Annotated in this window: 27 protein-coding genes; 17 read left to right on the top strand and 10 right to left on the bottom strand. The window is 62.2% G+C overall.

Annotation, left to right across the window (positions count from 1 at the left end; translation table 11 throughout):
* The first annotated feature begins 8 nt into the window (after window positions 1-8).
* From PG5_RS05925 to PG5_RS05850, 16 genes are read left to right on the top strand one after another with little or no spacing between them, the layout of a single operon-like run.
* Entirely contained in the window at window positions 9-263 is a 255-nt protein-coding gene (locus PG5_RS05925; RefSeq protein ID WP_020796189.1) for an acyl carrier protein, read from the top strand.
* Window positions 260-805, top strand: a complete 546-nt coding sequence (locus PG5_RS05920) for a membrane protein (protein WP_020796188.1) — start codon at window positions 260-262, stop codon at window positions 803-805. The genes PG5_RS05925 and PG5_RS05920 overlap by 4 nt, the downstream gene beginning before the upstream one ends.
* Entirely contained in the window at window positions 802-2,481 is a 1,680-nt protein-coding gene (locus tag PG5_RS05915; protein WP_020796187.1) for an acyl-CoA synthetase family protein, read from the top strand. The genes PG5_RS05920 and PG5_RS05915 overlap by 4 nt, the downstream gene beginning before the upstream one ends.
* Window positions 2,474-3,208, top strand: coding sequence for a glycosyltransferase family 2 protein (locus PG5_RS05910; RefSeq protein WP_020796186.1), 735 nt, complete (start codon window positions 2,474-2,476; stop codon window positions 3,206-3,208). Before PG5_RS05915 ends, PG5_RS05910 begins: the two co-directional genes overlap by 8 nt.
* Entirely contained in the window at window positions 3,205-4,146 is a 942-nt protein-coding gene (locus PG5_RS05905; RefSeq protein WP_020796185.1) for an acyltransferase, read from the top strand. Before PG5_RS05910 ends, PG5_RS05905 begins: the two co-directional genes overlap by 4 nt.
* The gene (gene hutH, locus PG5_RS05900) at window positions 4,127-5,671 is read left to right on the top strand and encodes a histidine ammonia-lyase (protein WP_020796184.1); all 1,545 of its coding nucleotides are present in this window, start codon (window positions 4,127-4,129) and stop codon (window positions 5,669-5,671) included. The genes PG5_RS05905 and hutH overlap by 20 nt, the downstream gene beginning before the upstream one ends.
* Entirely contained in the window at window positions 5,664-6,089 is a 426-nt protein-coding gene (locus tag PG5_RS05895) for a thioesterase family protein (protein ID WP_020796183.1), read from the top strand. Before hutH ends, PG5_RS05895 begins: the two co-directional genes overlap by 8 nt.
* On the top strand, window positions 6,086-6,778 hold the full coding sequence (locus tag PG5_RS05890) for an outer membrane lipoprotein carrier protein LolA (RefSeq protein WP_020796182.1): 693 nt from the start codon (window positions 6,086-6,088) through the stop codon (window positions 6,776-6,778). Before PG5_RS05895 ends, PG5_RS05890 begins: the two co-directional genes overlap by 4 nt.
* Window positions 6,762-9,101 (top strand): MMPL family transporter, encoded by a 2,340-nt coding sequence (locus tag PG5_RS05885; RefSeq protein ID WP_033044225.1) that lies wholly within the window; start codon window positions 6,762-6,764, stop codon window positions 9,099-9,101. The genes PG5_RS05890 and PG5_RS05885 overlap by 17 nt, the downstream gene beginning before the upstream one ends.
* Window positions 9,098-10,258: a hypothetical protein gene (locus PG5_RS05880; RefSeq protein ID WP_020796180.1), complete on the top strand. Its 1,161-nt coding sequence runs from the start codon at window positions 9,098-9,100 to the stop codon at window positions 10,256-10,258. The genes PG5_RS05885 and PG5_RS05880 overlap by 4 nt, the downstream gene beginning before the upstream one ends.
* Complete coding sequence (locus PG5_RS05875; RefSeq protein ID WP_020796179.1) at window positions 10,245-11,492, top strand: NAD(P)/FAD-dependent oxidoreductase; 1,248 nt, start codon at window positions 10,245-10,247, stop codon at window positions 11,490-11,492. The genes PG5_RS05880 and PG5_RS05875 overlap by 14 nt, the downstream gene beginning before the upstream one ends.
* Before the next feature lie 46 nt (window positions 11,493-11,538).
* Window positions 11,539-12,021, top strand: coding sequence for a hypothetical protein (locus tag PG5_RS05870; protein WP_020796178.1), 483 nt, complete (start codon window positions 11,539-11,541; stop codon window positions 12,019-12,021).
* On the top strand, window positions 12,018-13,211 hold the full coding sequence (locus PG5_RS05865; protein WP_020796177.1) for a beta-ketoacyl-[acyl-carrier-protein] synthase family protein: 1,194 nt from the start codon (window positions 12,018-12,020) through the stop codon (window positions 13,209-13,211). Before PG5_RS05870 ends, PG5_RS05865 begins: the two co-directional genes overlap by 4 nt.
* A complete protein-coding gene (locus PG5_RS05860; protein ID WP_020796176.1) occupies window positions 13,208-13,669 on the top strand; it encodes a hotdog family protein in 462 nt (153 codons plus the stop codon). The genes PG5_RS05865 and PG5_RS05860 overlap by 4 nt, the downstream gene beginning before the upstream one ends.
* The gene (fabG, locus tag PG5_RS05855; protein WP_020796175.1) at window positions 13,666-14,394 is read left to right on the top strand and encodes a 3-oxoacyl-ACP reductase FabG; all 729 of its coding nucleotides are present in this window, start codon (window positions 13,666-13,668) and stop codon (window positions 14,392-14,394) included. Before PG5_RS05860 ends, fabG begins: the two co-directional genes overlap by 4 nt.
* Complete coding sequence (locus PG5_RS05850) at window positions 14,394-15,620, top strand: beta-ketoacyl-ACP synthase (protein WP_033044227.1); 1,227 nt, start codon at window positions 14,394-14,396, stop codon at window positions 15,618-15,620. Before fabG ends, PG5_RS05850 begins: the two co-directional genes overlap by 1 nt.
* 154 nt (window positions 15,621-15,774) lie before the next feature.
* On the opposite strand, the gene PG5_RS05845 is transcribed toward PG5_RS05850, so the two are convergent.
* Window positions 15,775-16,038 (bottom strand): DUF6124 family protein, encoded by a 264-nt coding sequence (locus PG5_RS05845; RefSeq protein ID WP_020796173.1) that lies wholly within the window; start codon window positions 16,036-16,038, stop codon window positions 15,775-15,777.
* Between the two features lie 475 nt (window positions 16,039-16,513).
* Window positions 16,514-17,416 carry a LysR family transcriptional regulator gene (locus tag PG5_RS05840; protein WP_020796172.1) on the bottom strand — a complete coding sequence of 301 codons (903 nt, stop codon included), beginning with the start codon at window positions 17,414-17,416 and terminating at the stop codon, window positions 16,514-16,516.
* A gap of 119 nt (window positions 17,417-17,535) precedes the next feature.
* On the opposite strand from PG5_RS05840, the gene PG5_RS05835 reads away from it, so the two are divergent.
* Window positions 17,536-18,816 carry an MFS transporter gene (locus tag PG5_RS05835; protein WP_020796171.1) on the top strand — a complete coding sequence of 427 codons (1,281 nt, stop codon included), beginning with the start codon at window positions 17,536-17,538 and terminating at the stop codon, window positions 18,814-18,816.
* On the opposite strand, the gene gspM is transcribed toward PG5_RS05835, so the two are convergent.
* The 8 genes from gspM to gspF are packed head-to-tail and all read right to left on the bottom strand — an operon-like array spanning window position 18,809 to window position 24,245.
* Entirely contained in the window at window positions 18,809-19,270 is a 462-nt protein-coding gene (gspM, locus tag PG5_RS05830; RefSeq protein ID WP_020796170.1) for a type II secretion system protein GspM, read from the bottom strand. The genes PG5_RS05835 and gspM overlap by 8 nt on opposite strands.
* Complete coding sequence (gspL, locus tag PG5_RS05825; RefSeq protein ID WP_020796169.1) at window positions 19,267-20,379, bottom strand: type II secretion system protein GspL; 1,113 nt, start codon at window positions 20,377-20,379, stop codon at window positions 19,267-19,269. The genes gspM and gspL overlap by 4 nt, the downstream gene beginning before the upstream one ends.
* A complete protein-coding gene (locus PG5_RS05820; protein WP_020796168.1) occupies window positions 20,376-21,206 on the bottom strand; it encodes a type II secretion system protein GspK in 831 nt (276 codons plus the stop codon). Before PG5_RS05820 ends, gspL begins: the two co-directional genes overlap by 4 nt.
* The gene (gene gspJ / locus PG5_RS05815) at window positions 21,203-21,745 is read right to left on the bottom strand and encodes a type II secretion system minor pseudopilin GspJ (protein WP_020796167.1); all 543 of its coding nucleotides are present in this window, start codon (window positions 21,743-21,745) and stop codon (window positions 21,203-21,205) included. The genes PG5_RS05820 and gspJ overlap by 4 nt, the downstream gene beginning before the upstream one ends.
* Window positions 21,738-22,121 carry a type II secretion system minor pseudopilin GspI gene (gspI, locus tag PG5_RS05810; protein WP_020796166.1) on the bottom strand — a complete coding sequence of 128 codons (384 nt, stop codon included), beginning with the start codon at window positions 22,119-22,121 and terminating at the stop codon, window positions 21,738-21,740. The genes gspJ and gspI overlap by 8 nt, the downstream gene beginning before the upstream one ends.
* The gene (gene gspH / locus PG5_RS05805; protein WP_033044047.1) at window positions 22,114-22,581 is read right to left on the bottom strand and encodes a type II secretion system minor pseudopilin GspH; all 468 of its coding nucleotides are present in this window, start codon (window positions 22,579-22,581) and stop codon (window positions 22,114-22,116) included. Before gspH ends, gspI begins: the two co-directional genes overlap by 8 nt.
* A gap of 3 nt (window positions 22,582-22,584) precedes the next feature.
* Entirely contained in the window at window positions 22,585-23,034 is a 450-nt protein-coding gene (gene gspG / locus PG5_RS05800; RefSeq protein WP_020796164.1) for a type II secretion system major pseudopilin GspG, read from the bottom strand.
* A gap of 2 nt (window positions 23,035-23,036) precedes the next feature.
* On the bottom strand, window positions 23,037-24,245 hold the full coding sequence (gene gspF, locus PG5_RS05795; RefSeq protein WP_020796163.1) for a type II secretion system inner membrane protein GspF: 1,209 nt from the start codon (window positions 24,243-24,245) through the stop codon (window positions 23,037-23,039).
* Window positions 24,246-24,247 lie beyond the last annotated feature (2 nt).

Raw genomic sequence — 24,247 nt, 5'->3', positions numbered from 1 at the left:
ACCGGACCATGCAAACTCGTGACGACATTTTCAACACCCTGCGCGATGCCTTGGTCGAACTGTTCGAACTGGACCCGGACCGGGTGAGCCTCGAATCCAACCTGTACCAGGATCTGGAAATCGACAGCATCGATGCGGTCGACCTGATCGATCACATCAAGCGCCAGACCGGCAAGAAAATCGCGGCCGAAGAATTCAAGTCGGTGCGTACCGTCAGCGACGTGGTCGAGGCGGTCTACCGTCTGGTTCAACCGGCCGCATGAGTCGATTGATTGGCCTCGGCTTGCTGCTGGCGGGCCTGCTATACCCTTTTGCGGTGTATTTCGGCATGGAGCATTTCGCCCCGTGGCAGTTCGGGTTGCTGCTGGGCAGCCTGTGGCTGGCCCGCGCGCTGACCGGCAAGCGACGGCCAGGCAGTTCGTGGATGGCGGGCGTGGCTATCCTGTTCTGCCTGTTGCTGGCGTTGTTCGACAGCCCGGCACTGCTGCGCTGGTATCCGGTATTGATCAGCGCCTTCATGCTGGGGCTGTTCGGACTGAGCCTGAAGTACGGCCCACCGATGGTCGAACGCCTGGCCCGCCTGCGCGAAGCACATTTGCCGGCCAAGGCCATTCGCTATACCCGCCAGGTGACTATCGCCTGGTGTGTATTTTTCCTGTGCAACGGGATCTGCGCCGCAGCCCTGACACTGTGGGCGCCGCTGAGCTGGTGGATGCTGTACACCGGCCTGATCTCCTATGGATTGATAGGCCTGATGTTTGCCATTGAATGGCTAATACGCCAACGGGTAAGAGGCCGCGCATGAACTGGATAAAACTTGAGCATCTGTTGCTCAAGGCCGAGCCGGGGCGAGCCGTGACGGCCGACCCGCAGCTTGATCACGCACAATTGCGCGAGCAGGCCCTGCGCCTGGCCGCCGGCTTGCAAACCCGCGGTGTGCGGCGCATTGCCGTGCACCTCGAAGACGCCGCGGACCTGGCGATTGCCTTGTTGGGCGCCTGGCGCGCGGGGGTCAGCGTGTTGCTGCCGGCCGACTTGCAACCGCAAACCCGCCAGCGCTGGTCGGGTGAAGTCGATTTATGGCTCACCGATCAGCCCGACGACACACACCCGGGCGATTATCAGGATGCGCCCCTTGGCGCCGCTGCCCTCGATCTTGACGGCTGCTCGCTGAGCCTGTGCACTTCCGGCTCCAGCGGCGAACCCAAGCGCATCGAAAAAAACCTGCGCCAACTGGTCAATGAAGTCCAGGCCCTGGAACAGCTGTGGGGCGCCGACCTGGGCCCAGCCTGCATCATTGGCAGCGTCGCCACCCAGCACATCTATGGCTTGCTGTTCCGGGTACTGTGGCCACTGTGCGCGGGACGCCCGTTCGTTCGCAGACAACTGGCCTTCCCAGAAGACCTGCAGCGTGCCAGTCTCGAACACCCGGCCTTCGCCTGGGTGGCCAGCCCGGCGCTGCTCAAGCGCATGGGCGACAACCTCGACTGGCCGGCGCTGAGCGCAGTACGTCGGGTATTTTCTTCCGGTGGCGCATTGCCCGCCGAGGCCGCGCAGCGTCTGCATGAACGCCTGCACCAATGGCCGACGGAAATATTCGGCAGTTCGGAAACCGGCGGCATCGCCTGGCGCCAGGGCCAGTCACTGTGGCAACCCTTTGCTGGCGTCCAGTTGACCCAGGACAACGAGGGGGCTTTGCTCATCGCCTCGCCCTACTTGCCTGACGGCCATATCGAGCACACCGCCGATGCAGCGCGAATGGCGGCTGATGGCCGCTTCGAGTTGCTTGGACGACTGGACCGGATCGTCAAGCTGGAAGAGAAACGGATCTCGCTGCCGATGCTGGAGCAGGCACTGATGGCCCACGACTGGGTGGCCGAAGCGCGCCTGGGTGTCGTCCAGGAAAACCGCGCCTCTCTGGGCGCATTGTTGGTGTTGACTGATGCCGGCTTGCATGTGCTGCGCAATCAAGGCCGGCGCACACTCACCGAACAACTGCGGCAACACCTGAGCCTGCATTGTGAAACCCTGGCCTTGCCCAGACGCTGGCGCCTGTTGCAGCAACTGCCGCTGAACGCCCAGGGCAAACTGCCCCAGGCCGACGTCGAAGCCGTGCTGCTGGCACCGCGCCCCAAGGCTCCGCAGGTGCTGGAACAGGTGGAAGCCAATGGTGAGTGGAGCCTGCAGCTGGCCGTGCCGCCGGATCTTGCCTATTTCAGCGGGCACTTTCCCACAGCTCCCGTATTGCCCGGCGTGGTGCAGGTGGAGTGGGCGCTGCTTTTGGGCCAGCAACTGATGAACCTGCCGCAGAAATTCGCCGGCATGGAAGTGCTGAAATTCCAGCAATTGGTGCGTCCCGGCGACGAAGTCCAACTGCACCTGCGCTTCGACCCAGCCCGCGGCAAGCTGTATTTCGCCTATCGCAACGAAACCGCCACCTGTTCCAGTGGACGGATTTTGCTGGAGCCGGCACATGCATAACCCCTGCGCCGTCGTCCCGGTCTACAACCACGAGACCGCCATCACCACCGTGGTCGATGCGCTGCTGGCCAACCACCTGCCGTGCATTCTGGTGGACGACGCCAGCAGCCCGCCCTGTGCCAGGGTGCTCGATCAACTGGCGCTGCGCGACAACGTGTATCTGATCCGCCTCGCCACCAACCAGGGCAAGGGCGGTGCGGTGATGACCGGTCTGCGGGAAGCCTCGCGCCTGGGCTTCAGCCACGCCTTGCAGGTGGACGCCGACGGCCAGCACGACCTGCAGGATGTGCGACGTTTTGTCGAACGCTCCCGCGCCCATCCCGACGCCGTGATCTGCGGCTATCCGCTGTATGACGACAGCGTGCCGAAGGGGCGTTTGTACGCCCGCTACCTGACCCACGTGATGGTGTGGATCAACACGCTGTCGCTGCAGATTCGCGACTCCATGTGCGGCTATCGCCTCTATCCCTTGGCCCCGGTCCTGGCGTTGATCGAATCGGCGAAAATCGGCAAGCGCATGGACTTCGACTCGGACATCCTGGTCCGCCTCGCTTGGCGCGGGCAGCCGATGCAATGGCTGCAAACCAGAGTCCATTACCCGCTGGACGGTGTTTCGCATTTCCGCATGTTCCACGACAACGTACTGATTACCAGCATGCACACCCGGTTGTTCTTCGGCATGCTGCTGCGCTCGCCGCTGATCCTCTGGCGTCGGTGGCGCACATGAACGTCGACAAGCAACACTGGGCCGACCGCGAGGAGCGCGGCAGCTTCTGGCTGATGAAATTTACCGCGGTCGCCACCAAGGTGCTTGGGCGTCGACTGCTGAGCCCGCTGCTGTACGGCATCGTGTTGTACTTTTTCCTGTTCGGCCGCAGTGCCCGTCAAAGCGCCTGGGAGTATCAGCAACGACTCGCCGACTGGAGCGGTCGCGACGAACTGCGCCCGAGTCATTGGCGTGTATTCGGCCAGTTCATGGCCTTCGCCGACTCCCTGCTCGACAAGCTCGACGTGTGGAACGGCAAGCTGGGCATCGAGCACATCGAAATCATCGACCCGGCATTGCTGCGCAACCAGTTACGCGGCACGCGCGGGCAAATGCTGGTGGGCGCCCACCTGGGCAACCTCGAAGTCTGCCGCGCACTGGCGGAAATCGGCGAGAAGGTCACCATGAACGTGCTGGTGCACACCAAGCACGCCGAGCGATTCAACCGCTTGCTGGGCGAAGCCGGGGCGACCAATCTGCGACTGATCCAGGTCAGTGAACTGGACCCAGTGATCATGCTGCAACTGCACGAACGCCTGGAACGCGGCGAATGGCTGGCGATTGCCGGCGATCGCGTGCCGCTGCACGGCGGGCGCAGCGTGACCGTGGACTTCCTCGGCCATCCGGCAAAGTTCCCGCAAGGACCATGGCTGCTGGCGGGGCTGCTGAAATGCCCGGTCCACCTGCTGCTGTGCCTGAAAAAGGCCGATGGCCATTATCGACTCACCCTCGAACCCTTCGCTGACGCGATCACCTGGAAACGCAGCGACCGCGAACAGGTCATACATCAGTGGGCCACCCGCTATGCCGAGCGCCTGAGTCACTATTGCCTCCAGGCACCTCGACAATGGTTCAACTTTTACCCTTTCTGGAAGACCGATGACGACGCCAACGCTTGAGCCTGTAATCTTCGGCGAACGCCCTTTGCGCATCGACGATGTGCTGGCCCTGGCCAACCGCCAGGCGCCCACGCAGTTGCAGGGCGACCCGCAGTTCCGCCAGCGCATCGCCAAAGGCGCGCAGTTCCTCGACTCCCTGCTCGACAAGGAAGGCGTGATCTACGGCGTGACCACCGGCTACGGCGATTCCTGCGTGGTCGCCGTGCCGTTGCATCACGTCGAGGCGTTGCCGCGTCATCTGTACACCTTCCACGGCTGCGGCCTGGGCAAATTGCTGGACGCGCAAGCCACTCGCGCGGTACTGGCGGCACGCTTGCAGTCGCTCTGCCAGGGTGTCTCCGGGGTGCGCGTGGAGCTGCTGGAACGCCTGCAGGCATTCCTTGAACACGACATCCTGCCACTGATACCAGAAGAAGGATCGGTCGGCGCCAGCGGTGATCTGACGCCGCTGTCGTACGTTGCCGCCACGCTGTCCGGCGAGCGTGAAGTGATCTATCGCGGTGAGCGCCGGCAAGCCGCCGATGTTCACCGCGAACTCGGCTGGCAGCCACTGGTGCTGCGTCCCAAGGAAGCCCTGGCACTGATGAACGGTACCGCCGTGATGACCGGGCTCGCCTGCCTGGCCTACGCCCGCGCCGATTATCTGCTGCAACTGGCCACGCGCATCACCGCGCTGAACGTGGTAGCGCTGCAAGGCAACCCGGAACATTTCGACGAGCGCCTCTTCGCCGCCAAGCCACACCCTGGGCAGATGCAGGTCGCCGCCTGGTTGCGCAAGGACCTGGCCATCGACGCGCCGACCGCACCGCTGCATCGCCTGCAGGACCGCTATTCGCTGCGTTGCGCACCGCATGTCCTCGGTGTGCTGGCCGACAGCCTGAACTGGCTGCGCTCGTTCATTGAAATCGAACTCAACAGCGCCAACGACAACCCGATCATCGATGCCGAGGCCGAACGCGTGCTGCACGGTGGGCACTTCTACGGCGGGCACATCGCGTTCGCCATGGACAGCCTGAAAAACCTCGTGGCCAACGTCGCCGACCTGCTGGATCGACAACTCGCCCTGTTGGTGGATGAGCGCTACAACCACGGTTTGCCCAGCAACCTGTCCGGGGCCACGGCCGACCGCGCCATGCTCAACCACGGCTTCAAGGCCGTGCAGATCGGTGCCAGCGCCTGGACCGCCGAAGCGCTGAAAAACACCATGCCCGCCAGCGTGTTCTCGCGTTCTACGGAGTGCCACAACCAGGACAAGGTGAGCATGGGCACCATCGCCGCCCGTGATGCGATCCGCGTGTTGGAGCTGACCGAACAGGTCGCCGCCGCCACCTTGCTGGCTGCCAACCAAGGCGTCTGGTTGCGCGCCCAGGCCGAGGATGCGCGCCCACTGCCACCGGCTCTGGCGGCCATGCATGAAGCATTGGCCAAGGATTTCCCACCGGTCATCGAAGACCGTGCGCTGGAGGGCGAACTGCGCCTGTGCCTGCAACGTATCGCCGCACAACACTGGAGGCTGCATGCGTAGCAAGGGAGTGCTCTACACCGATACGCAAATCCTCGTGCCGTTCTTCGACGTCGACAGGATGAACGTCGTCTGGCACGGCCATTACGTCAAATACTTGGAAATCGCCCGCTGCGCCTTGCTGGACAAGATCGGCCACAACTACACGGCAATGTCCGAATCGGGCTATGCGTGGCCGGTGATCGACCTGCAATTGCGCTACATACGCGGTGCCCAGTTCGGCCAGACGCTCAACGTGCGCGCCAATCTGGTGGAATGGGAGAACCGGTTGAAGATCAATTACCTGATCAGCGACCTGGAAACCGGCGAACGCCTGACCCGTGGTGTTTCCGTACAGGTCGCCGTCGACATGAGCAATCGCGAAATGCAATTGGCCTCGCCGAAGGTATTTACCGACGCCGTGGCGAGGGCCTTACCATGATTTCCGGCCCTGTAGGAGCGAGCCTGCTCGCGATGGTCGCTAACGATGACGCTGGGCGCCTGTCACCCCGCGGTGCCCTCAGGTTTTTCGCGAGCATGCTCGCTCCTACAGTGTTCTGGCTGTTACTGGGCATTCCTGGGCTGGCCAACGCCTTCGATCTACAGCAGCTCAGCGAGCAACTGGCCAGGCCCGATGTCATCCATGGCAACTTCATTCAGGAAAAACGCCTGCGCGCCCTGCCCCAGCCACTGACCAGCAAGGGCACTTTCGTCCTGGCGAAGAATCACGGGTTGTTGTGGCTGCTGAAAACGCCGTTGCAACAGGACTACCGCATCACCCCCACAGGCATTGCCCGGCGTGATGCCAGCGGCTGGCAGATGTTGCCGGGCAAGAGCGCCGGCGCTGAGCAGAACCGCTTGTTCCTGGCCGTCCTGCAAGGCGACAGCAGCGGACTGCAACGGGATTTCGAGCTGGCGCTCAGTGGCGATGCACAAAACTGGACACTGAAGTTGACGCCACGCTCGATGCTGCTCAAGCAGGTGTTCAACCAGATCAACATCACCGGCGGCGAACTGGTCCACAGCATCGAGCTGCTGGAAACCCAAGGTGACAGCACGCTGTTGCGCATGCAAGACAGCACCAGCGCGCAACCGTTAAGCGACACGGAGCAGCATGACTTTGCCGAGTGAACGCAGGCTACCCTGGCTGTTCCTGATCCTGCTGCTGGCAGTGCTGGCGCTTGCCGGCTGGCAATGGCGCGACGGCGCCCCGCTGTCGGCCAACCTGATGGAGCTGGTGCCCGGCACCGCGCCGGATGCGCTGGAACTGCGTGCCGAACAACGCATGCAGGAACCGCTGAATCGCGAAATGCTGGTGCTGGTTGGCCACACCGATCGCCAGCAAGCCATTGCCATGGCGCAAACACTGGGCGATCAGTGGCAAGCCAGCGGCCTGTTCGACAAGGTCCAATGGAACCTGCAAGCCGACTTGCCGGCCTTGCGCACGCAACTGCTGCAAGGCCGATTGGCCATGCTCGCGGCAGAAGATCGCGAGCAGTTGATCGAACACCCCGATGCTTTTATCCAGCAACGGGTGCAGGCGCTGTTTGACCCCTTCACCGGTTTCAGCCTGGTGCCGAGCCAGGATGACTGGCTGGGCCTGACCGGGCGCATCCAGAACAGCCAGCCACAGCACGGTGCCGTGCAACTGGACATTGGCAGTGGCGCCTTGATTGCCGAGCAAGATGGCAAGCACTGGGTGCTGCTGCGGGCGCGCGCCACCGGCAATGCTTTCGACATGAACCTGCCGCTGCAAGTGGCCGACCTGCTCCAGCACAGCCGTGAAGAGGCCGCCCGGGCCGATGTGCAACTGCTCGCCGCAAGTGGTTTGCTGTACGCGGCCAACGGCCAGCGCCAGGCTTCCCGTGAGATGACCTGGGTGGGGGGCGGTGCCACCGTCGGGATCCTGTTGTTGCTGTTGCTGGCTTTCCGCCGTTGGCGTGTCGTGCTGGCGTTTGTCCCGGTGCTGGTGGGCATGCTGTTCGGCGCGGTGGCCTGCGTGGCATTGTTCGGCCACATGCATGTGATGACGCTGGTGTTGGGTTCGAGCCTGATCGGTGTCGCCGTCGATTACCCGCTGCATTACCTGTCCAAGAGCTGGAGCCTGAAGCCCTGGCACAGTTGGCCGGCGCTACGCCTGACCTTGCCGGGCCTGACCCTGAGCCTGGTCACCAGCGCCATCGGCTACCTGGCCCTGGCCTGGACGCCCTTCCCGGCGCTGACCCAGATTGCCGTGTTCTCGGCGGCGGGACTGCTCGGTGCCTATTTGTCCGCGGTGTGCCTGCTGCCGGCGCTGCTCAAGGGTGCCGAGCTGCGCCCGGCGCAATGGCCGCTGCGCCTTAGCGAATTTTTACTGGGACGCCGCGAAGCGTTGCTCAGGCATTTGAGCACGCCGGTATTGCTGGCACTGCTGATCGCTTTTTGTGCCGGCGGCCTGGTGCAGCTCGAGACCCGCAACGACATCCGCCAATGGGTGGGCGCCCCGCAGCAGTTGACTGACGAAGCGCAGACCATTGCGCGAATCACGGGCTATCAACCCACCAGCCAGTTTTTCCTGGTGCAGGCGGCCGATCAACAGCAACTGCTCGAACGCCAGGGCGCCCTGAGTGAACGCCTGGATCAGTTGGTTGGCCTGCAGAAACTCCAGGGTTACCTGTCGCTCAACCAACTGGTCAGCCCGCCCAGCGAACAGCGCAAGGTGCGTGAGGCGTTGAGCAAATTGCCGGCGTTTTGGCAGCCGTTACTCGATATCGGCGTACCGGCACAGGCGCTGCAAGCAGAGTTGAGCCAATTGCAGGCCCTGCCCATCGAAGACATCGACAGCGCACTGGCCGGCCCCTTAGCCGAGCCTTATCGCCTGTTGTGGCTGGGGCCGACCGCTGACGGCGTGGCGGCGATGGTCAGCCTGCAGGGCCTGAACAATCCTGCCCTGTTGCGGGTACAGGCCGAAGATTTGCCGGGCGTGAAGCTGGTGGATCGACTGGGCGAGTTGAACAACGTGTTCGCCGCCACCCAGGTCAGTGCCGCAGAACTGAAACTCGCCTCCTGCGCGCTGATCGTCCTGGTGCTTGCCCTGCCGTTCGGTCTTGGCGGCGCGTTGCGCATTGTGTCCCTGCCATTGCTGGCGGCGTTGTGCAGCCTGGCCAGTCTCGGCTGGCTGGGACAGCCATTGACCCTCTTCAGCCTGTTCGGCCTGCTGCTGGTGACGGCGATCAGTGTCGACTACGCCATCCTCATGCGCGAACAGGTCGGCGGCGCCGCCGTGAGCCTGTTGGGCACTTTGCTGGCGGCACTGACCACCTGGCTGTCCTTCGGCCTGCTGGCAGTGTCGAGCACGCCAGCGGTGAGCAACTTCGGCCTGTCGGTAAGCCTGGGCCTGATCTTCAGCTTCCTGCTCGCGCCCTGGGCCGGTCGCCAGGTGCATGCCGCCAGTATCACGGAACCGACAACATGATGATCGCGCTGTTTTGGGCGATGGCCCTGGTACTGTTCGCCGTAGCGACCCGGGTCGGTCGCCATTTCGGCCTGATTCCAATCGTCAGCCAGTTGCTGCTGGCGACCCTCGGCTTGCCATTGCTGATGTACTTCTGGATCGAACCGCAATGGCAACTGAGCGGCGCGGCGCTGGTGTCACCGTCCTGGCTGAAGAACCTCTACAGCCTGAGTTTCGCGCTGCTGCTGGGCTACATCCTCAGCGACGTGATCGATCTGCAACTGGACCGCCAGAGCCTGAAAATCGCCCTGCCGAGTTTCTGCATTCCGTTTGCCTGCGGCCTCGCCACGGCCATCTGGCTGCTGCCACCGCAACCCTGGATCAGTTCGCTGGCGGTCGGCCTGCTGTTCGCCATTACCGCGATCCCGGTGTTGTACCTGTACCTGCGGCACATCGCTTACCCGCACGCCGCCACCCGGCGACTGGTGCAGACTGCGATTATCATCGACCTGACTTGCTGGACCCTGTTCGCTTTCGCCCAGGGCAGCCTGCACCTGAGCAGCCTGTTGCTACCCTTGGCCGGGGCCTGCCTGCCCGTGCTCCTGCGGCTGCTGGGCCTGCGTCAAACCTGGCTGTACAGCCTGGGCTTTTTCGCGTTACTGGTGGTCGCCGAGCACTACAAGCTCAATGCCCTCATTTTCGGCATCGTTTATGTACTGATCATGGCAGCACTCAAGGCACCGCTTGTCCTGCCGTTGCCGGCAATCTGGATGAGTCGCTTGCAGACGTACATCGCCATTCCACTGATACTCACCTTCGGTATCGTCCAGATCAACGTGCACAGCGCAATGGACAGCCTCGGCTGGGTGCAGCTGGCGGCCCTGCTGCTGTTGCCGATTGCCAGCAAGCTGCTGGGCAACTGGCTTGGCCTTGGCTGGGCCGGTGCCTCGTTCCAGGGCGCCAGCCGCTGGCGTGAAAGCATATTGCTGAACATTCGCGGCTTGAGCGAGATCGTCTTTCTCAACCTGCTGCTGCAACAACAGCTCATCAGCCCGGCGCTGTACTTTGCGTTGATGCTGATGGGCCTGGTCGCGACCCTGCTGCCGGCACTGGCCGGCATGCACCGTATCCCATTGATAGCTGCCGCCCCGGCAAGGAGCCCCCATGCCAATCGTTGAAATGCAACGTCGCCAGATCGTGGTCATCGGTGCAGGTCCGTCCGGCGCCATCGTCGCCGCGCTGCTCAAGCGCAAGGGACATGATGTACTGGTGATCGAGCGCCAGCATTTCCCGCGCTTTTCCATCGGCGAAAGCCTGCTGTCCCACTGCCTGGATTTCGTCGAAGAAGCGGGCATGCTCGATGCCGTCAATGCCGCGGGCTTCCAATTGAAAACCGGGGCCGCGTTTGCCTGGGGCGAGCGTTACAGCACGTTCGATTTCGGCGACACTTTCACTCAGGGCAAGCCGACGACTTTTCAGGTGCAGCGCGCGGATTTCGACAAACTGCTGGCCGATCAGGCCGCACTGCAAGGCGTTGAAATCCGCTATGGCGAAACCATCGTCAGCGTCGATATCGACCAGGCCAAACCGCTGCTTGGCGTACGTCGCGAAGACGGCAGCGAGTACCACATCGACGCTGACTTCATGCTCGACGCCAGCGGATACGGTCGCGTCCTCCCGCGCTTGCTCGACCTTGAAGCACCGTCGAATTTCCCGGTGCGCCAGGCGGTGTTCACCCATGTCGAAGACCGCATCGTCCACCCGAACTTCGATCGCACCAAGATCCTCATCACCACCCATCCTGTCCAGCGTGACATCTGGTTCTGGACCATTCCGTTCAGCGGCGGCCGCTGCTCGGTCGGCGTGGTGGCCGCCGCGGAACATTTCGAAGGTCGCAGCGATAACCTCGACGATTGCCTGCGCGGCTTCATTGCCGAGACGCCCAGCCTGGCCGGGGTACTGGACAACGCCGTATGGGACACGCCAGCACGCACCATCGGCGGTTACTCCGCCAACGTGAAAACCCTGCACGGGCCTGGTTTTGCGTTGCTGGGTAATGCGGCGGAATTCCTCGACCCGGTGTTTTCCTCTGGCGTGACCATCGCCATGCGCTCGGCGAGCATGGCCGCGGGGGTGCTGCACCGTCAGCTGCAAGGCGAGTCCGTGGACTGGCAGCGTGAATTCGCCGAACCGCTCAAGCGCGGGGTCGATACGTTCCGCTGCTACGTCGAGAGCTGGTACGCCGGGACTTTCCAGGACGTGATTTACTACCCGGATGGCAATGCGGAAATCCGCCGCATGATCAGCTCGATCCTCGCCGGCTATGCCTGGGACGAGCGCAATCCATTCGTCGCCGAACCGAAACGTCGCCTGCGGATGTTGTCAGAACTCTGTGCAAGGGATGCGACATGAGCGACTTGAGCAACGTGCTGCGCAAGCCCGTTGAAGGGTGTGCCTGATGATTCGAGTTCTGCTGCTCGGCTGCATCCTGCTGCTGAGCGCCTGCGCGAGCCAGGCGCCACTGCCCGCGCAGACCCCAAGCATGGCGTTGCCGCTGCAATTGCACATCCAGCGCCTGCAGGCCGAACAACGCCAGGACTGGGTACTGGTCATCCAGCGTGAAGGCCCTGCCATACGCTGGTCGATGATGGACTTGCTGGGTATTCCGCAGGCCCGCCAGAAACTGGTCGATAGCCATTGGCAAGCCGATGGCCTGTTGCCGCCTAACCCGGAAGCCCGTGAGCTGTTCGCCGCGTTGCTGTTTGCACTGACCCCCAGGGATGAACTGCCTGGCAACTATCCAAAGGCGTGGCAATACGGGGCGCAACGCTCGCTGCCAGCGCGCTGGGACGTCCGTTATTCACAACCATTGAGCTTCGAATTGAATTTGCCCAAAGGCCCGAAATATCTAATCACCCCCCTGAGCGGTGACGCACCATGACGGCTTACCTCAATGCCCTCGGGGTCGTCTGCGCCCTGGGCCGTGACAAACAAGAAGTCGCCCGCCACCTGTTCGCCGGCGATTGCTCAGGCATGCGCAGCGAAGCCGGCTGGGTGCCAGAGCGTTCATTACCGGTAGGCGCGGTGCGTGGCGATCTCGTGCCGATTCCCGCAGAACTGGCCTGCCAACGCAGTCGCAACAATCAATTGCTGATGGAGGCCACGCTGCAAATTCGCGGTGACATCGATCAGGCCATCCAGACCTACGGCCGCGATCGCATCGGCATCGTGCTGGGCACCAGTACGTCGGGCATCGACGAAGCCAGCCAGGGCCTGGCTCGCTACGTGCGCGAACAGCAATTTCCGGCGCAATACGACTATCAGCAACAGGAACTCGGCGCACCGGCAAACTTTCTCGCCGACTGGCTGCAAGTAAGCGGCCCGGCCTATGTGATTTCCACTGCCTGCACCTCCAGCGCACGCGCATTGATGAGTGCCCAGCGCCTGCTCGATCTGGGCATGTGCGATGTGGTGCTGTGCGGTGGAGTCGACACACTGTGCAAGCTGACGCTCAACGGCTTCTCGGCACTCGAAGCCGTGTCCGGGCAGCGCTGCAATCCGTTTTCAGTGAACCGCAACGGCATCAATATCGGCGAAGCAGCCGTGCTGTTCCTGATGAGCAAGCAGCCTGGCGACCAGACGATTGCCCTGCTTGGCAGTGGCGCCAGTTCCGATGCGCACCACATTTCCGCGCCAGAACCCACCGGCCGCGGCGCCCAACAGGCAATGCGCAAGGCCTTGAGCCGGGCCAGACTGCGGCCTGAGCAAATCGCCTACCTGAACCTGCATGGCACCGCCACCCAACACAACGACGCCATGGAAAGCCACGCAGTGGCGGCGGTGTTCCCGGCCGGCGTGCCCTGTTCTTCGACCAAGCCCATGACCGGCCATACCCTTGGCGCGGCCGGCGCGCTGGAAGCCGCCTTCTGCTGGTTGAGCCTGAGTGACGACAACCGCGAGCACCTCCTGGCCCCGCATGTCTGGGACGGCCGAGCCGATCCCGAACTGCCCACCCTCAAATGGGTGACTCCCGCCGATCGCCTGGCGTCCACTGGACCTCGCTACCTGATGAGCAACTCCTTCGCCTTCGGTGGCAACAACGTCAGCCTGATTATCGGAGACGCCCCATGATTGATTGGCCGCTCGCCGAACTGCTGCCCCATGCTGGCGACATGATTCTCATCGAGCAGATCCTGGCATTCGATGAAGAGCAGATTCATACACGCCTCAGGGTCAAGCCCGACGGTCTGTTCAATTTGCCCGACGGCAGCCTGCCGGCCTGGGTCGGGATTGAACTCATGGCCCAGAGCGTCGCGGCCTTCGCCGGTTGCCATGCGCGCCAGCGCGGCGATGCAACGCAGCTGGGCTTTTTGCTCGGCTCTCGCAAGTTCGAATGCAACGTCGACCGTTTTCCCGCCGGCACCGAACTGACCCTGCATGGCATCCGCTCCCTGGAAGATGACAACGGCATGGGCGTGTTCGAGTGCCACATCAACGCACCCGGCATTCACGCCAGCGCCCGCCTGAACGTGTATCGCCCGCCTCAGGCGGCTCAATATCTTGATGAATCCGAAGGAGTCCAGTCATGACTGAATTCGTACTGGTCACCGGTTCCAGCCGTGGCATCGGCCGCGCCATCGCCCTGCGCCTGGCCCAGGCCGGGCATGACATCGTGCTGCATTGCCGCAGTGGCCTGGCGGATGCCCAAGCCGTACAAGTCGAAATCGAGACCCTGGGTCGCACTGCGCGCATCCTGCAATTCGATGTGTCCGACCGCGCCGGCTGCAAAGCCATCCTTGAGGCCGACGTCGAAACCCATGGCGCCTACTACGGCGTGGTGCTCAACGCCGGGCTGACACGTGACGGTGCTTTTCCGGCGCTGAGCGAGGATGATTGGGATGTGGTGATGCGCACCAACCTCGACGGTTTCTACAACGTGCTGCACCCGGTGATGATGCCGATGATCCGTCGTCGCGCTGCCGGGCGAATCGTTTGCATCACGTCGGTGTCCGGCTTGATCGGCAATCGCGGCCAGGTCAACTACAGCGCCTCGAAGGCCGGGTTGATCGGCGCGGCGAAGGCGTTGGCGATCGAGTTGGGCAAGCGCAAGATCACCGTCAACTGTGTCGCACCCGGCCTGATCGACACAGCCATGCTCGATGAAAACGTGCCGGTGGAAGAACTGATGAAAATGATCCCCGCACAACGCATGGGCACCCCGGAAGAGGTGGCCGGCGCGGTGAATTTCCTGATGTCGGCGGAAGCCTCGTACATCACCCGGCAGGTGCTGGCCGTCAACGGAGGCCTGTGCTGATGAAACGTGTCGTCGTCACCGGCATGGCCGGCATCACCTCGCTGGGCAGCGATTGGGCAACCATCGCCGACCACTTCGCAGCCAACCGCAGCGGCATTCGCCGCATGGACGAATGGGACCGCTTCACTGAACTCAATACGCGCCTGGCCGGGCCCATCGATGACTTCATCGTGCCGAGCCACTGGACGCGCAAACAACTGCGCAGCATGGGCCGCGTTTCGCGACTGGCCGTCGGCGCAGCGGAGCGGGCGTTGGCCGATGCCGGATTGCTCGGTGACGAATCGATCAAGGACGGGCGCATGGGCGTTGCCTGCGGGTCCTCCACGGGCAGCACCGACGAGATCAAGGCCTTCGGCAACATGTTGCTGAACTCGGTGGCCGAAGGCCTGAACGCCAACTCCTACGTGCGCATGATGCCGCACACCACCGCGGCCAACATCAGCATCTTCTTCGGCCTCACCGGCCGCCTGATCCCCACCTCCAGCGCCTGCACCAGCGGCAGCCAGGGCATCGGCTACGCCTACGAAGCCATCAAGTTCGGCCGCCTGCCGTTGATGCTCGCTGGCGGTGCCGAGGAACTGTGCCCGACCGAAGCCATGGTGTTCGACGCACTCTACGCCACCAGCCTGAAAAACAACGCCCCGCACACTACCCCGCGTCCCTATGACAAAGGGCGCGACGGCCTGGTGATCGGTGAAGGCGGCGGCATGCTGGTGCTCGAAGAACTGGAACACGCGCTGGCGCGAGGTGCCCGTATTCATGCCGAACTCGTTGGTTTCGGCAGCAATGCCGACGGCCAGCACACCACCCGCCCGGAGCAAGTCACCATGCGCCGGGCCATGGAGTTGGCCCTGGAAGATGCGGGCTTGAGCCCTGCCGACATCGGCTACGTCAACGGTCACGGCACGGCCACCGAACAGGGCGACATCGCCGAAACCCTGGCCACCAGCAGCCTGTTTGGCGAACACATGCCGATCAGCTCACAAAAGAGCTTCCTCGGCCACACGCTCGGCGCCTGCGGTGCGCTGGAGTCCTGGTTCAGCATCGAAATGATGAACAGCGACCTGTACGCCCACACCTTGAACCTTGACGAAGTCGACCCGCATTGCGGCAAGCTCGACTACCTGCGCGGCGAGTTCCGGCAGATGAGCAATCAGTACGTGATGAACAATAATTTTGCGTTTGGCGGGGTGAATACGTCGTTGATTTTCAAACGCTGGGCGTAGGCGCTGCCGCAGGCGAGCGCACTTCAATCCCCTGTAGGAGCGAGCCTGCTCGCGATGGATGTCAACGATAACGCGTGCTGCCTGAACGAACGCGTTGTTCGGACGTTTTTCGCGAGCAGGCTCGCTCCCACAAGGTCCCTGCCTCCCGGACAGGTCATGGCGGATCGAGGTTATCCAGGACCCTATTGACCGCCAGTTCTCCCAGCATGATTGATTGCTGAATCCCCAGCATTGTGTAGCTCTGCACTCCGTTCAGGCTCCTCGCGAAGTCGCTCGCCATGACATTGGCTGACGCCAGTGAAACGCAGGCGTACTCCAGCAGGGTGTGGTTATCGATTTCGGGGGCGATGAGGAAGAGGGTGCTGGGTTGGTGTGGCGCGTCTGGGTCGGTATCCGGAGAGTTTGAGGCATTGGTCATGATTCAGCGTCCTGACAATGGGGGCCACACCGAATCGCTACTGATCAAAGGGTGGCGGCTGTACGCAGGTTAGTAGACCGGGCAAACCGAAAACCGGCGCGCCCGAAGGCGCCCTGCGCACAGCCACCGTCAAGGGCAGGTACGGACATACCTGCCTATCAGGAGCGCCAATGCGCTTCGGTTTACTACGGGCTACTAAACCCGATCACTGACAATCAGTGACCCGGATCAAGCTACCGATGGCCCCCAAAGCGCACAAGCCGGCGGATTCTGGAGTAGTTGTAGGCAACGCCGCAAGGCGTTGTAGCCTCTCCGGGATAGTTCAGAAATATCCCACCAGCAGCGGCGAAAACTCTGACCTGTAGGAGCGAGCATGCTCGCGATGGACTAGAGAACGCCGCGTGTCACCAGGAAACAAGCGTCATCGTTGACGACCATCGCGAGCATGCTCGCTCCTACAGGGACGGTGCAGCCTTCATGACTTTAACGGCTCAACCTTCCTCGTCAACAACTCCACGAACGCCCGCGCCATCGGCGACTTCTGGTCCTTGCGCTGCACCAGCCACACCGCCGACACCGCCGCCGGGTCGAGCAACGGCCGATAGACCACCCCGTCGATGCGCATTCGCTGATAAGACGCCGGCAGCACCGACACACCCAATCCTGCGGCTACCAGGCCAATGATAGTCATCGCTTCGCCGGCCTCTTGGGCAAAGTGCGGACTGAAGCCGGCATCACGGGCCAGGCTGAGTAATTGTGCGTACAGGCCACTGCCATAGCTACGGGGGAAAAATACGAAAGGCTCCAGTGCCAGGGCGGACAGGAACAGGCCTTCTTCACTGCCCTGCGCCAAAGGGTGCTTGGAACTGAGCACGGCCACTAACGGCTCACGCATCAACTCGACGACGCTCAAGCAATCCGGCAGCCCCAGCGGCCGCATGATCCCGACTTCGATCGACTCATCCACCAGCGCATCGGCCACCTGGGTGCTGCTCATTTCCCGCAAATTCAAATGCACTGCCGGAAAACGCTGGCGAAACGAAAAAATCGCCTGGGGAATCGTTGAGTTGAACGGTGCCGACGATGTGAAGCCGATTTTCAGTTCGCCCAACTCGCCCAACTGCGCCCGCCGCGCAACATCCGCCGCCTTGTCGACCTGCGCCAGCACCAGCCGTGCCTCTTCCAGGAACAGTCGACCGGCCTCGCTCAACTCGACCCGACGATTGGTACGCTCGAACAATCGCGCACCCACTTCCTGCTCCAGGGCCTGGATCTGCTGGCTCAGCGGTGGCTGCGAGATACCAAGCGCCTGCGCAGCGCGGCCGAAGTGCAGTTCTTCGGCGACAGCGATGAAGTAACGCAGATGACGCAATTCCATGAAAACCCCATTAGGTCGTTAAAGCTATCAAACAGGTCGAACAATATATTGGATTGAATCATTAGCCAGCTATATGCTTTTTTCATTGCCTGACGGGCTGCGCTCCTCCGAGGTCCACCGTGAAAACTGCTGTCGCTCCACTTACCCATGAAGTTCCTCCCGCCACACCAGACGATGTGGCTGCCGAGCTGGAAGAGATCTACATCGAAAAAGGCACGCCAGCCTTCATGCGCACGGTGCTGGCGCTGTTCTGCGGCGGCTTCGCGACGTTCGCCCTGCTCTACTGCGTGCAACCGATGATGCCGCTGCTGTCCAACGAATACTCGATCAACGCGGCGCAGAGCAGCCTGATTCTCTCGGTAGCCACGGGCATGCTTGCCATTGGCCTGCTGATCACCGGCCCGATCTCCGATCGCGTCGGGCGCAAAACGGTGATGGTGGCGGCGCTGTTTGCCGCCGCACTGTGCACCATGGCCAGCGCGATGATGCCGAGCTGGCACGGTGTCCTGGCGATGCGCGCGCTGATTGGACTGTCGTTGAGCGGCCTGGCGGCGGTGGCGATGACCTATTTGAGCGAAGAGATTCACCCGCAGCACATCGGCCTCGCCATGGGTTTGTACATCGGCGGTAACGCCATCGGCGGGATGAGCGGGCGTCTTATCACCGGCGTCTTGATCGACTTCGTCAGCTGGCACACGGCAATGCTGGTGATCGGCGGCCTGGCACTGATTGCGGCAGCGGTATTCTGGAAAATCCTCCCCGAATCGCGCAACTTCCGTGCCCGCTCGTTGCACCCGCGCAGCCTGGTCGACGGTTTCACCATGCACTTTCGCGACGCCGGGCTGCCACTGCTGTTCCTCGAAGCCTTTGTGTTGATGGGGGCGTTCGTCACCCTGTTCAACTACATCGGCTACCGCCTGCTGGCCGAGCCTTACCACATGGAACAGGCCTTTGTCGGATTACTCTCGGTGGTGTATCTCTCGGGTATCTACAGTTCGGCGAAAATCGGCTCGCTGGCCGACAAAATCGGCCGCCGCAAAGTGCTCTGGAGCACTATCGCGCTGATGATCGGCGGTCTCGCCCTGACGATGTTTACGCCATTGCCGCTGGTCATCATCGGCATGCTGGTCTTCACCTTCGGTTTCTTCGGCGCCCACTCCGTCGCCAGTAGCTGGATCGGCCGTCGTGCCACCAAGGTCAAGGGCCAGGCATCGTCCTTGTACCTGTTCAGCTACTACGCAGGAGGAAGCATTGCTGGCACGGCGGGCGGCGTGTTCTGGCACTTGGCTGGCTGGAATGGAATCGGCTTGTTCATCGGTGGACTGCTGGCCGTGGCATTAATGGTCGCCTTGAAGCTTTCAAAGTTGCCGCCACTGCCAGGCACCGGTGCGACTATCTGAGCACTATCTGCGCCTCCAGTACCGCGTTGCGCTTTTCCAGGGTCAAGGATTGCAGCGCGGTGCCGTCACGTTCGATGCGGTCCAACCATGCCAGTAATGCCTTGGCGTCACCGCTGAGGTTCAGGCGCAACTGATCACCGTCGGTGTTGACCTGATGCAGTTCGAGTCCGGCCTCGGTAGCACTTTCGCTGACGTGCAGTGACAGCGGCTGAGTGACAGGCTCGCGCATGCTGCGCGGACGCGCCAGCTGCAGTTGCGCCGTCAGTGCCAGCTGCTGCTGATACTGACGCTCGGCCGCTGCAAGACGCTGTTGCGTCGGTTGCCAGACCAGGCTGAATGCCGCTACACCAAAGACAAACGCGACCAACACCAGCAACAATCGTTGTTCGCGCAGCGACAGGCGCTGCCAGCGCTGCAGCAGCACCGGCCATGTGACCAACCCGCTCAGCTTCATGCGCCTTGCTCCAGGGTCAGGGTCAGGGTCGCCTGCACCCGATCGCCTTCCTTGCTCGCGCTGTCGAGTCGCACAGGCAAACCTTGCTGGCGGCCACGCTCACGCAGTAATTCCAGTTCGGTAAAACTATTGGCGGTCAGCCGGACTTTCCAACCATCGCTTTCGCGAAATTCAATGCGCTGGACATCGACATTGCTGGCGCCGATGACTTGTTCGACGAGTTTGACCAGCCCGGCGATATGGCCGTCCTGAGGGGCCGCATTTTGGCTTTGCATTACATTGAGTTGTAACGCCAGGTCAACGATGCGGGTCTGCTCCGGGTAAAGCCCTTTGAATTGCTCCACGTTGCGACTGTAGAGCTGGCGGGTCTGGTTTTCGAGAAAGCCGATACGTGCCACGCTGGCACCCCAGTCGAGCAGCAGCAGCGACAACACGACCAGCCCGCCGAAACGCCAGGGCAGGCGCTTTCGAGGCGCCGCGAAATCGCCGTGCAACAGATTGATTGCCGGTCCATGCACCGGGATCAGCCACTGATCGATATCAGTGGCATCCTTACGCTCGTCACGCCACTGAACGTCCCTGGGCAAGCCTGGCTCGAGCGCCACCAGATCTTCATCCGACAACGTCAGGCGTGCAGGCAAGCCTCCACCGAGCAACCAGCGGCCAAACCACCAGATGCCGAGTGCCTGGTCACGAGGCAACACATCGGCATCGACGAACACAGATCGCACCTTAATACTCACTTCGGCCAGCAGCGCGAGGACAACGGCAAATCGTTCGCGGTCGATCACCATCACCGGATAGCGACCTTGTGGATCGCGCGCACCGGTACTCAGGTGCAGCTTTTCCAGGGCTTGGCTCAATTGCTCTTCGACAGCGTAAGCGATGGCCTGGGCATCAGGTTGGCGCCTGGATGGCCATGGATCGCTGAGCAACCAACTGCACAGTTCCATGGGCAACAGCACATCGACCGCCTGCCCAGCCAGTGACTGTGCCGCTTGATCCAAGGGCAAGCGCTGCCGTTCGCCGGTCGAAGTCCATAGACAACAAGGCCAGGCGAGCGTGGGCAGGCCCAAGCCTTCGGCTGTTAGATAAAGCCAGGTTTTCATTGCTGGATCTCGCTTGCATTCGAGGGGAGAACACGCCGTTGCAGGATCTTCAACTGACGCGTCTTGGGGTCGCGTTCGACATCGGTTGCCAGCCGCAGATGCCCCTGCCCCTGGGTTACTTGAACGGTGATCCGGTACCAGCGGCTATCAACGCCCAGGCCATGGCCGCTCAAGCCCAAACCGGATATCAGCGGGTCCTGGGTAAAGGCCTGAACGCTTGGCCAGCCTGCCGGGGAACGCTGGCGTACCAAGGTTTCGGCCGTGGTGCGCTCGATACCGTCGAGCGTACGCAATACCAGCGCTGGCGCTGTGTTGATGTTCATCGTGGCCTTTGCCGGCAACAGCGCGACCCAGGGCGCCAAACGACGCAACAGCTCTGCATCGACACCAGGAAGCAGTCGCAGCTGGCTGAGCTCGAGCAGCGGCCCTACTTGCTGCAGTTGCAACGACGGCAGTTCGAGCAGCGTCAGCAAACGCATCCAGCGCTTGAGCGTGACTTGATCGATCTGCCCCTGAATCAACAGGGTATTGAGATTGAAACGACCGGCCAGATCCTCGATCTCGACGCGTATCTGCGCATCTTCAATGGCAAAAGCGCTGGAAGGTTCGGCTATCGGCTCGCTGTCTTTTTGCTGAGCCTTGAGCAACACCAGGCCCCAGGTTTCCCCGGCTACACCGAGTTGCCGCAGGTGCATCTGCTGTAACTGCTGCCCGGTGCTTTGCAGCAATGCGCGATGGCTGCGCAGCATGCCGCCGATGATCAATAACGCCAGGCTCATGACCAGCAACACACTGATCAGAGCAACGCCGCGTTGACCGGCCCTCATGGCAGTGCTCCCGGCAATAACAGCACCCGACGGATCGCCTCGAAGCGCCCTGCCGACATTTGCATTTCCACCGCCAAGGGCGCCTTCGGGCTCTGCCCGGACGGCCAATCGCCGCGCCAACCAACCTGGCTGTCGTACAGACGCCAACGCACCTCTCGAACATCGTCGAGCAGTTTTTGCCGCTGCACGCTCTGCGCCCCTTCCGCCCGGCTGTCACGCCAAAGCGCGCCGTTGTCGAGTCGATAAGTCAGCAACTGCCGCTCACTGCGCGGTAAGTCCAGCGGATTACGCCAATTGCCGCGCAGCAGTTGCAACTGCGACGGGTCTTGCACGACAGGCGGCTGCGCGATGTGCATAAGGTCACGTTCGATTACTGCCACGGCGCGTTGCAGGTTCCTGAGTTCACGTTCGTGGCTCAGGGTGCCCCGCTGCACGCGCACCACACTGTCGAACAGCGTCCAGCTGGCCAGCCCCAGCAAGGCAAAAATCGAAATGGCAATAACCAGTTCGAGCAGGGTGAATCCGCCTTGCTCATTCATGACGATTGGCTATCCAGCCGGTGGCGCGGAACAGGGTCTGGTCACGTCCGGCAAGGCCGACCTCGACTTCGACCAACAACCCGGGAGGATCGCGCGTCGGGTCGACGTTTTGACGTATAACCCAGTCGCGTTGACCCAGGCTCACCATCCGTTGTGGCTGCGCAAGCACGGGGGACGATTGCAGTCGCAGCTCGCTCAGCTGATTGTCTGCCACCCAGGCCGCGAGAAGACGCTCTTCGGCAGCGCCTGCCTGCCTGACCACGTATTGGCTTGCGGACAGCACCGCCGTCGCCAGGGTCGCGAAAATCGCCAGGGCCACCATGACTTCAAGCAAGGTGAATCCACTCATGCGAACAATGGCCGGTGGCTCACTCATCGATCATGATCTCGCCCATGCCATCACCGGACAGGGTCGCCCAAATCTTGTCTTTGCCAGCGAACGTCAGTGTGAAGTTGCTGGTTTCATCGCTGCTGTACAGCAGAATCTGCGGAGGGCCGACGTCAGCGCCCAGCCTCAGGGCATACCCCTCCTGCTCAAGGCTCAGTTGCAAGCTCTCGGGCCATCGGTTGAAGGCGGCCAGCGGTTCCCAGCCACGCCCATCCAGACGCATCGACCGGTACCCCAGGACGCTCAGCCGCAGACCGTATTCGCGCCCCTCCAGCACTGCCTGTTGCCGCAGCTGGCGGATGACGCCACCCAGGGCGCTCGCTTCCTGCCTCGCTTGCTGTGCCGGGTGGATGCCCGTGGCCAGACTCACCATGCCCAACAGCACGCCGATCAGGACGGTCACGATCATCATTTCCAGCAAGGTAAATCCCCGACTACGGCGCGGCATGGTTCAACTACCCCAATTGCCGATTTCCGCTGCGTGCCCTTCGCCACCCGCTACGCCATCGGACCCGAGGGAATACAAGTCATAGCCGCCATCCGCCGATTTAACACCGGGATTGAGGTACTGATAGGGCGTGCCCCACGGATCAACGGGCAAGGATTTCAGGTAACCCTGAGGGTTCCAGCTCCTCGCCGCCGGCATTCCGGAAGGTCGCTTGCTCAAGGCCTCCAGCCCCTGTTGCGTGGAGGGGTAGTGGAAGTTGTCGAGACGATACATTTCCAGGGCGGTGCCGATGGCCTGGAGATCGACTTTGGCCGCGGTGACTTTGGCCTGATCGGGGCGGCTCATGAACTGCGGCACCACGATTGCCCCCAAAATGCCGATGATGACTACCACCACCATGATCTCGATCAGGGTAAAGCCGTGCTGGGAAGTTCTGTGACGTAAAGCGTGCATGGTCAATTCACCAATTGGTTGAGGCTGAGAATCGGAAGCAGAATGGCCAGGACGATCAGCAACACGACGCCGCCCATCAGCACGAGCATCGCGGGCTCGAACAGACTCACCACCAGGGCAATTCGCGCCGCCAGGCTGCTTTCCTGTTGTTCGGCGGCGCGGGCCAGCATGCGATCGAGTTCGCCCGCCCGCTCGCCACTGGCGATCATGTGCAGCATCATCGGCGGGATATCGCCGCTCAATTCCAGGCCATGGGTCAGGGTTGCGCCTTCGCGGACCGAGCGGGCGACATCGGTCATTCGCGCACGGATGGTCAGGTTGCCGATCACGGCAGCGGCAATTTCCAATGCGTCGACCAAAGGCACGGCGCTTTTGCCGAGGATGGCCAGGGTGCTGGCAAATCGTGCGGCCTCCATTGCGCGCAGCACGTCGCCAAAAACCGGGACGTTCAACGCCAGGCGATGCCAGCGCAGGCGCCAGGCTCTTTGACTCAAGCTCCAGCGCCAGAGGGCGACCAGCAGCGCCAGCGCAGCTATCAACAACAAGCCATGGCTACGCAACCCGTCACTGGTACGTATCAATGCCCGCGTCAGCCACGGCAGCGGTTGGCCGCTGTCGACGAAAATCTTCACTACGTCGGGCACCACGTAACCGAGAAGAAAGCCGACGATGACCACGCTGGCCGACATCAGGATCAACGGATACACCAACGCCATCTGGATCTTTTGCCGTGAGGCCTGGCGAGCCTGGGTATACGCGGCCAATTGCTCCAGCACATGGCCCAGATGGCCGGAACGTTCGCCAGCGGCCACGGTGGCACGGAACAGGTCGGGAAACGCCTTGGGAAACTGCGCCAGCGCATCGGCGAGGGCATGCCCTTCCATGACCCGACTCCTGACCATCGACAGCAAACTGGCAACCCGACGCTTGGCACTCTGTTTCGCCACGGCCTCAAGAGATTCCTCCAAGGGCAATCCGGCCTGAACCAGCGTGGACAATTGCAGTGTCAGCAGTGCCAGGTCGGCGGCACTCAAACGCCCTGCGCTGCCTGGCTTGTTTGTGCCACCAACGACCCGGATTTCCTTCAAGTCCCGCGGCCACAACCCGCGCTCACGCAACAGTTGCCGAGCATGACGGGGGTTGTCTGCCTCCAGCCGTCCCTTGCAACGGCGACCCTGACCGTCATCGGCCCGGTAATCGAATGTCGGCATGA

The organism is Pseudomonas sp. G5(2012) (assembly GCF_000408945.1).
Lineage (GTDB): Bacteria > Pseudomonadota > Gammaproteobacteria > Pseudomonadales > Pseudomonadaceae > Aquipseudomonas > Aquipseudomonas umsongensis.
Note: the sequence above shows the minus strand (reverse complement) of the source record. Positions and strands in the feature narration are given on the sequence as shown.

Bases quoted from the DNA above. Each gene is read 5' to 3' on its own strand.
- PG5_RS05925 (WP_020796189.1), top strand. From the start codon at position 9: ATGCAAACTCGTGACGACATTTTCAACACCCTGCGCGATGCCTTGGTC.
- PG5_RS05920 (WP_020796188.1), top strand. From the start codon at position 260: ATGAGTCGATTGATTGGCCTCGGCTTGCTGCTGGCGGGCCTGCTATAC.
- PG5_RS05915 (WP_020796187.1), top strand. From the start codon at position 802: ATGAACTGGATAAAACTTGAGCATCTGTTGCTCAAGGCCGAGCCGGGG.
- PG5_RS05910 (WP_020796186.1), top strand. From the start codon at position 2,474: ATGCATAACCCCTGCGCCGTCGTCCCGGTCTACAACCACGAGACCGCC.
- PG5_RS05905 (WP_020796185.1), top strand. From the start codon at position 3,205: ATGAACGTCGACAAGCAACACTGGGCCGACCGCGAGGAGCGCGGCAGC.
- hutH (WP_020796184.1), top strand. From the start codon at position 4,127: ATGACGACGCCAACGCTTGAGCCTGTAATCTTCGGCGAACGCCCTTTG.
- PG5_RS05895 (WP_020796183.1), top strand. From the start codon at position 5,664: ATGCGTAGCAAGGGAGTGCTCTACACCGATACGCAAATCCTCGTGCCG.
- PG5_RS05890 (WP_020796182.1), top strand. From the start codon at position 6,086: ATGATTTCCGGCCCTGTAGGAGCGAGCCTGCTCGCGATGGTCGCTAAC.
- PG5_RS05885 (WP_033044225.1), top strand. From the start codon at position 6,762: ATGACTTTGCCGAGTGAACGCAGGCTACCCTGGCTGTTCCTGATCCTG.
- PG5_RS05880 (WP_020796180.1), top strand. From the start codon at position 9,098: ATGATGATCGCGCTGTTTTGGGCGATGGCCCTGGTACTGTTCGCCGTA.
- PG5_RS05875 (WP_020796179.1), top strand. From the start codon at position 10,245: ATGCCAATCGTTGAAATGCAACGTCGCCAGATCGTGGTCATCGGTGCA.
- PG5_RS05870 (WP_020796178.1), top strand. From the start codon at position 11,539: ATGATTCGAGTTCTGCTGCTCGGCTGCATCCTGCTGCTGAGCGCCTGC.
- PG5_RS05865 (WP_020796177.1), top strand. From the start codon at position 12,018: ATGACGGCTTACCTCAATGCCCTCGGGGTCGTCTGCGCCCTGGGCCGT.
- PG5_RS05860 (WP_020796176.1), top strand. From the start codon at position 13,208: ATGATTGATTGGCCGCTCGCCGAACTGCTGCCCCATGCTGGCGACATG.
- fabG (WP_020796175.1), top strand. From the start codon at position 13,666: ATGACTGAATTCGTACTGGTCACCGGTTCCAGCCGTGGCATCGGCCGC.
- PG5_RS05850 (WP_033044227.1), top strand. From the start codon at position 14,394: ATGAAACGTGTCGTCGTCACCGGCATGGCCGGCATCACCTCGCTGGGC.
- PG5_RS05845 (WP_020796173.1), bottom strand. From the start codon at position 16,038: ATGACCAATGCCTCAAACTCTCCGGATACCGACCCAGACGCGCCACAC.
- PG5_RS05840 (WP_020796172.1), bottom strand. From the start codon at position 17,416: ATGGAATTGCGTCATCTGCGTTACTTCATCGCTGTCGCCGAAGAACTG.
- gspM (WP_020796170.1), bottom strand. From the start codon at position 19,270: ATGAAGCTGAGCGGGTTGGTCACATGGCCGGTGCTGCTGCAGCGCTGG.
- gspL (WP_020796169.1), bottom strand. From the start codon at position 20,379: ATGAAAACCTGGCTTTATCTAACAGCCGAAGGCTTGGGCCTGCCCACG.
- PG5_RS05820 (WP_020796168.1), bottom strand. From the start codon at position 21,206: ATGAGGGCCGGTCAACGCGGCGTTGCTCTGATCAGTGTGTTGCTGGTC.
- gspJ (WP_020796167.1), bottom strand. From the start codon at position 21,745: ATGAATGAGCAAGGCGGATTCACCCTGCTCGAACTGGTTATTGCCATT.
- gspI (WP_020796166.1), bottom strand. From the start codon at position 22,121: ATGAGTGAGCCACCGGCCATTGTTCGCATGAGTGGATTCACCTTGCTT.
- gspH (WP_033044047.1), bottom strand. From the start codon at position 22,581: ATGCCGCGCCGTAGTCGGGGATTTACCTTGCTGGAAATGATGATCGTG.
- gspG (WP_020796164.1), bottom strand. From the start codon at position 23,034: ATGCACGCTTTACGTCACAGAACTTCCCAGCACGGCTTTACCCTGATC.
- gspF (WP_020796163.1), bottom strand. From the start codon at position 24,245: ATGCCGACATTCGATTACCGGGCCGATGACGGTCAGGGTCGCCGTTGC.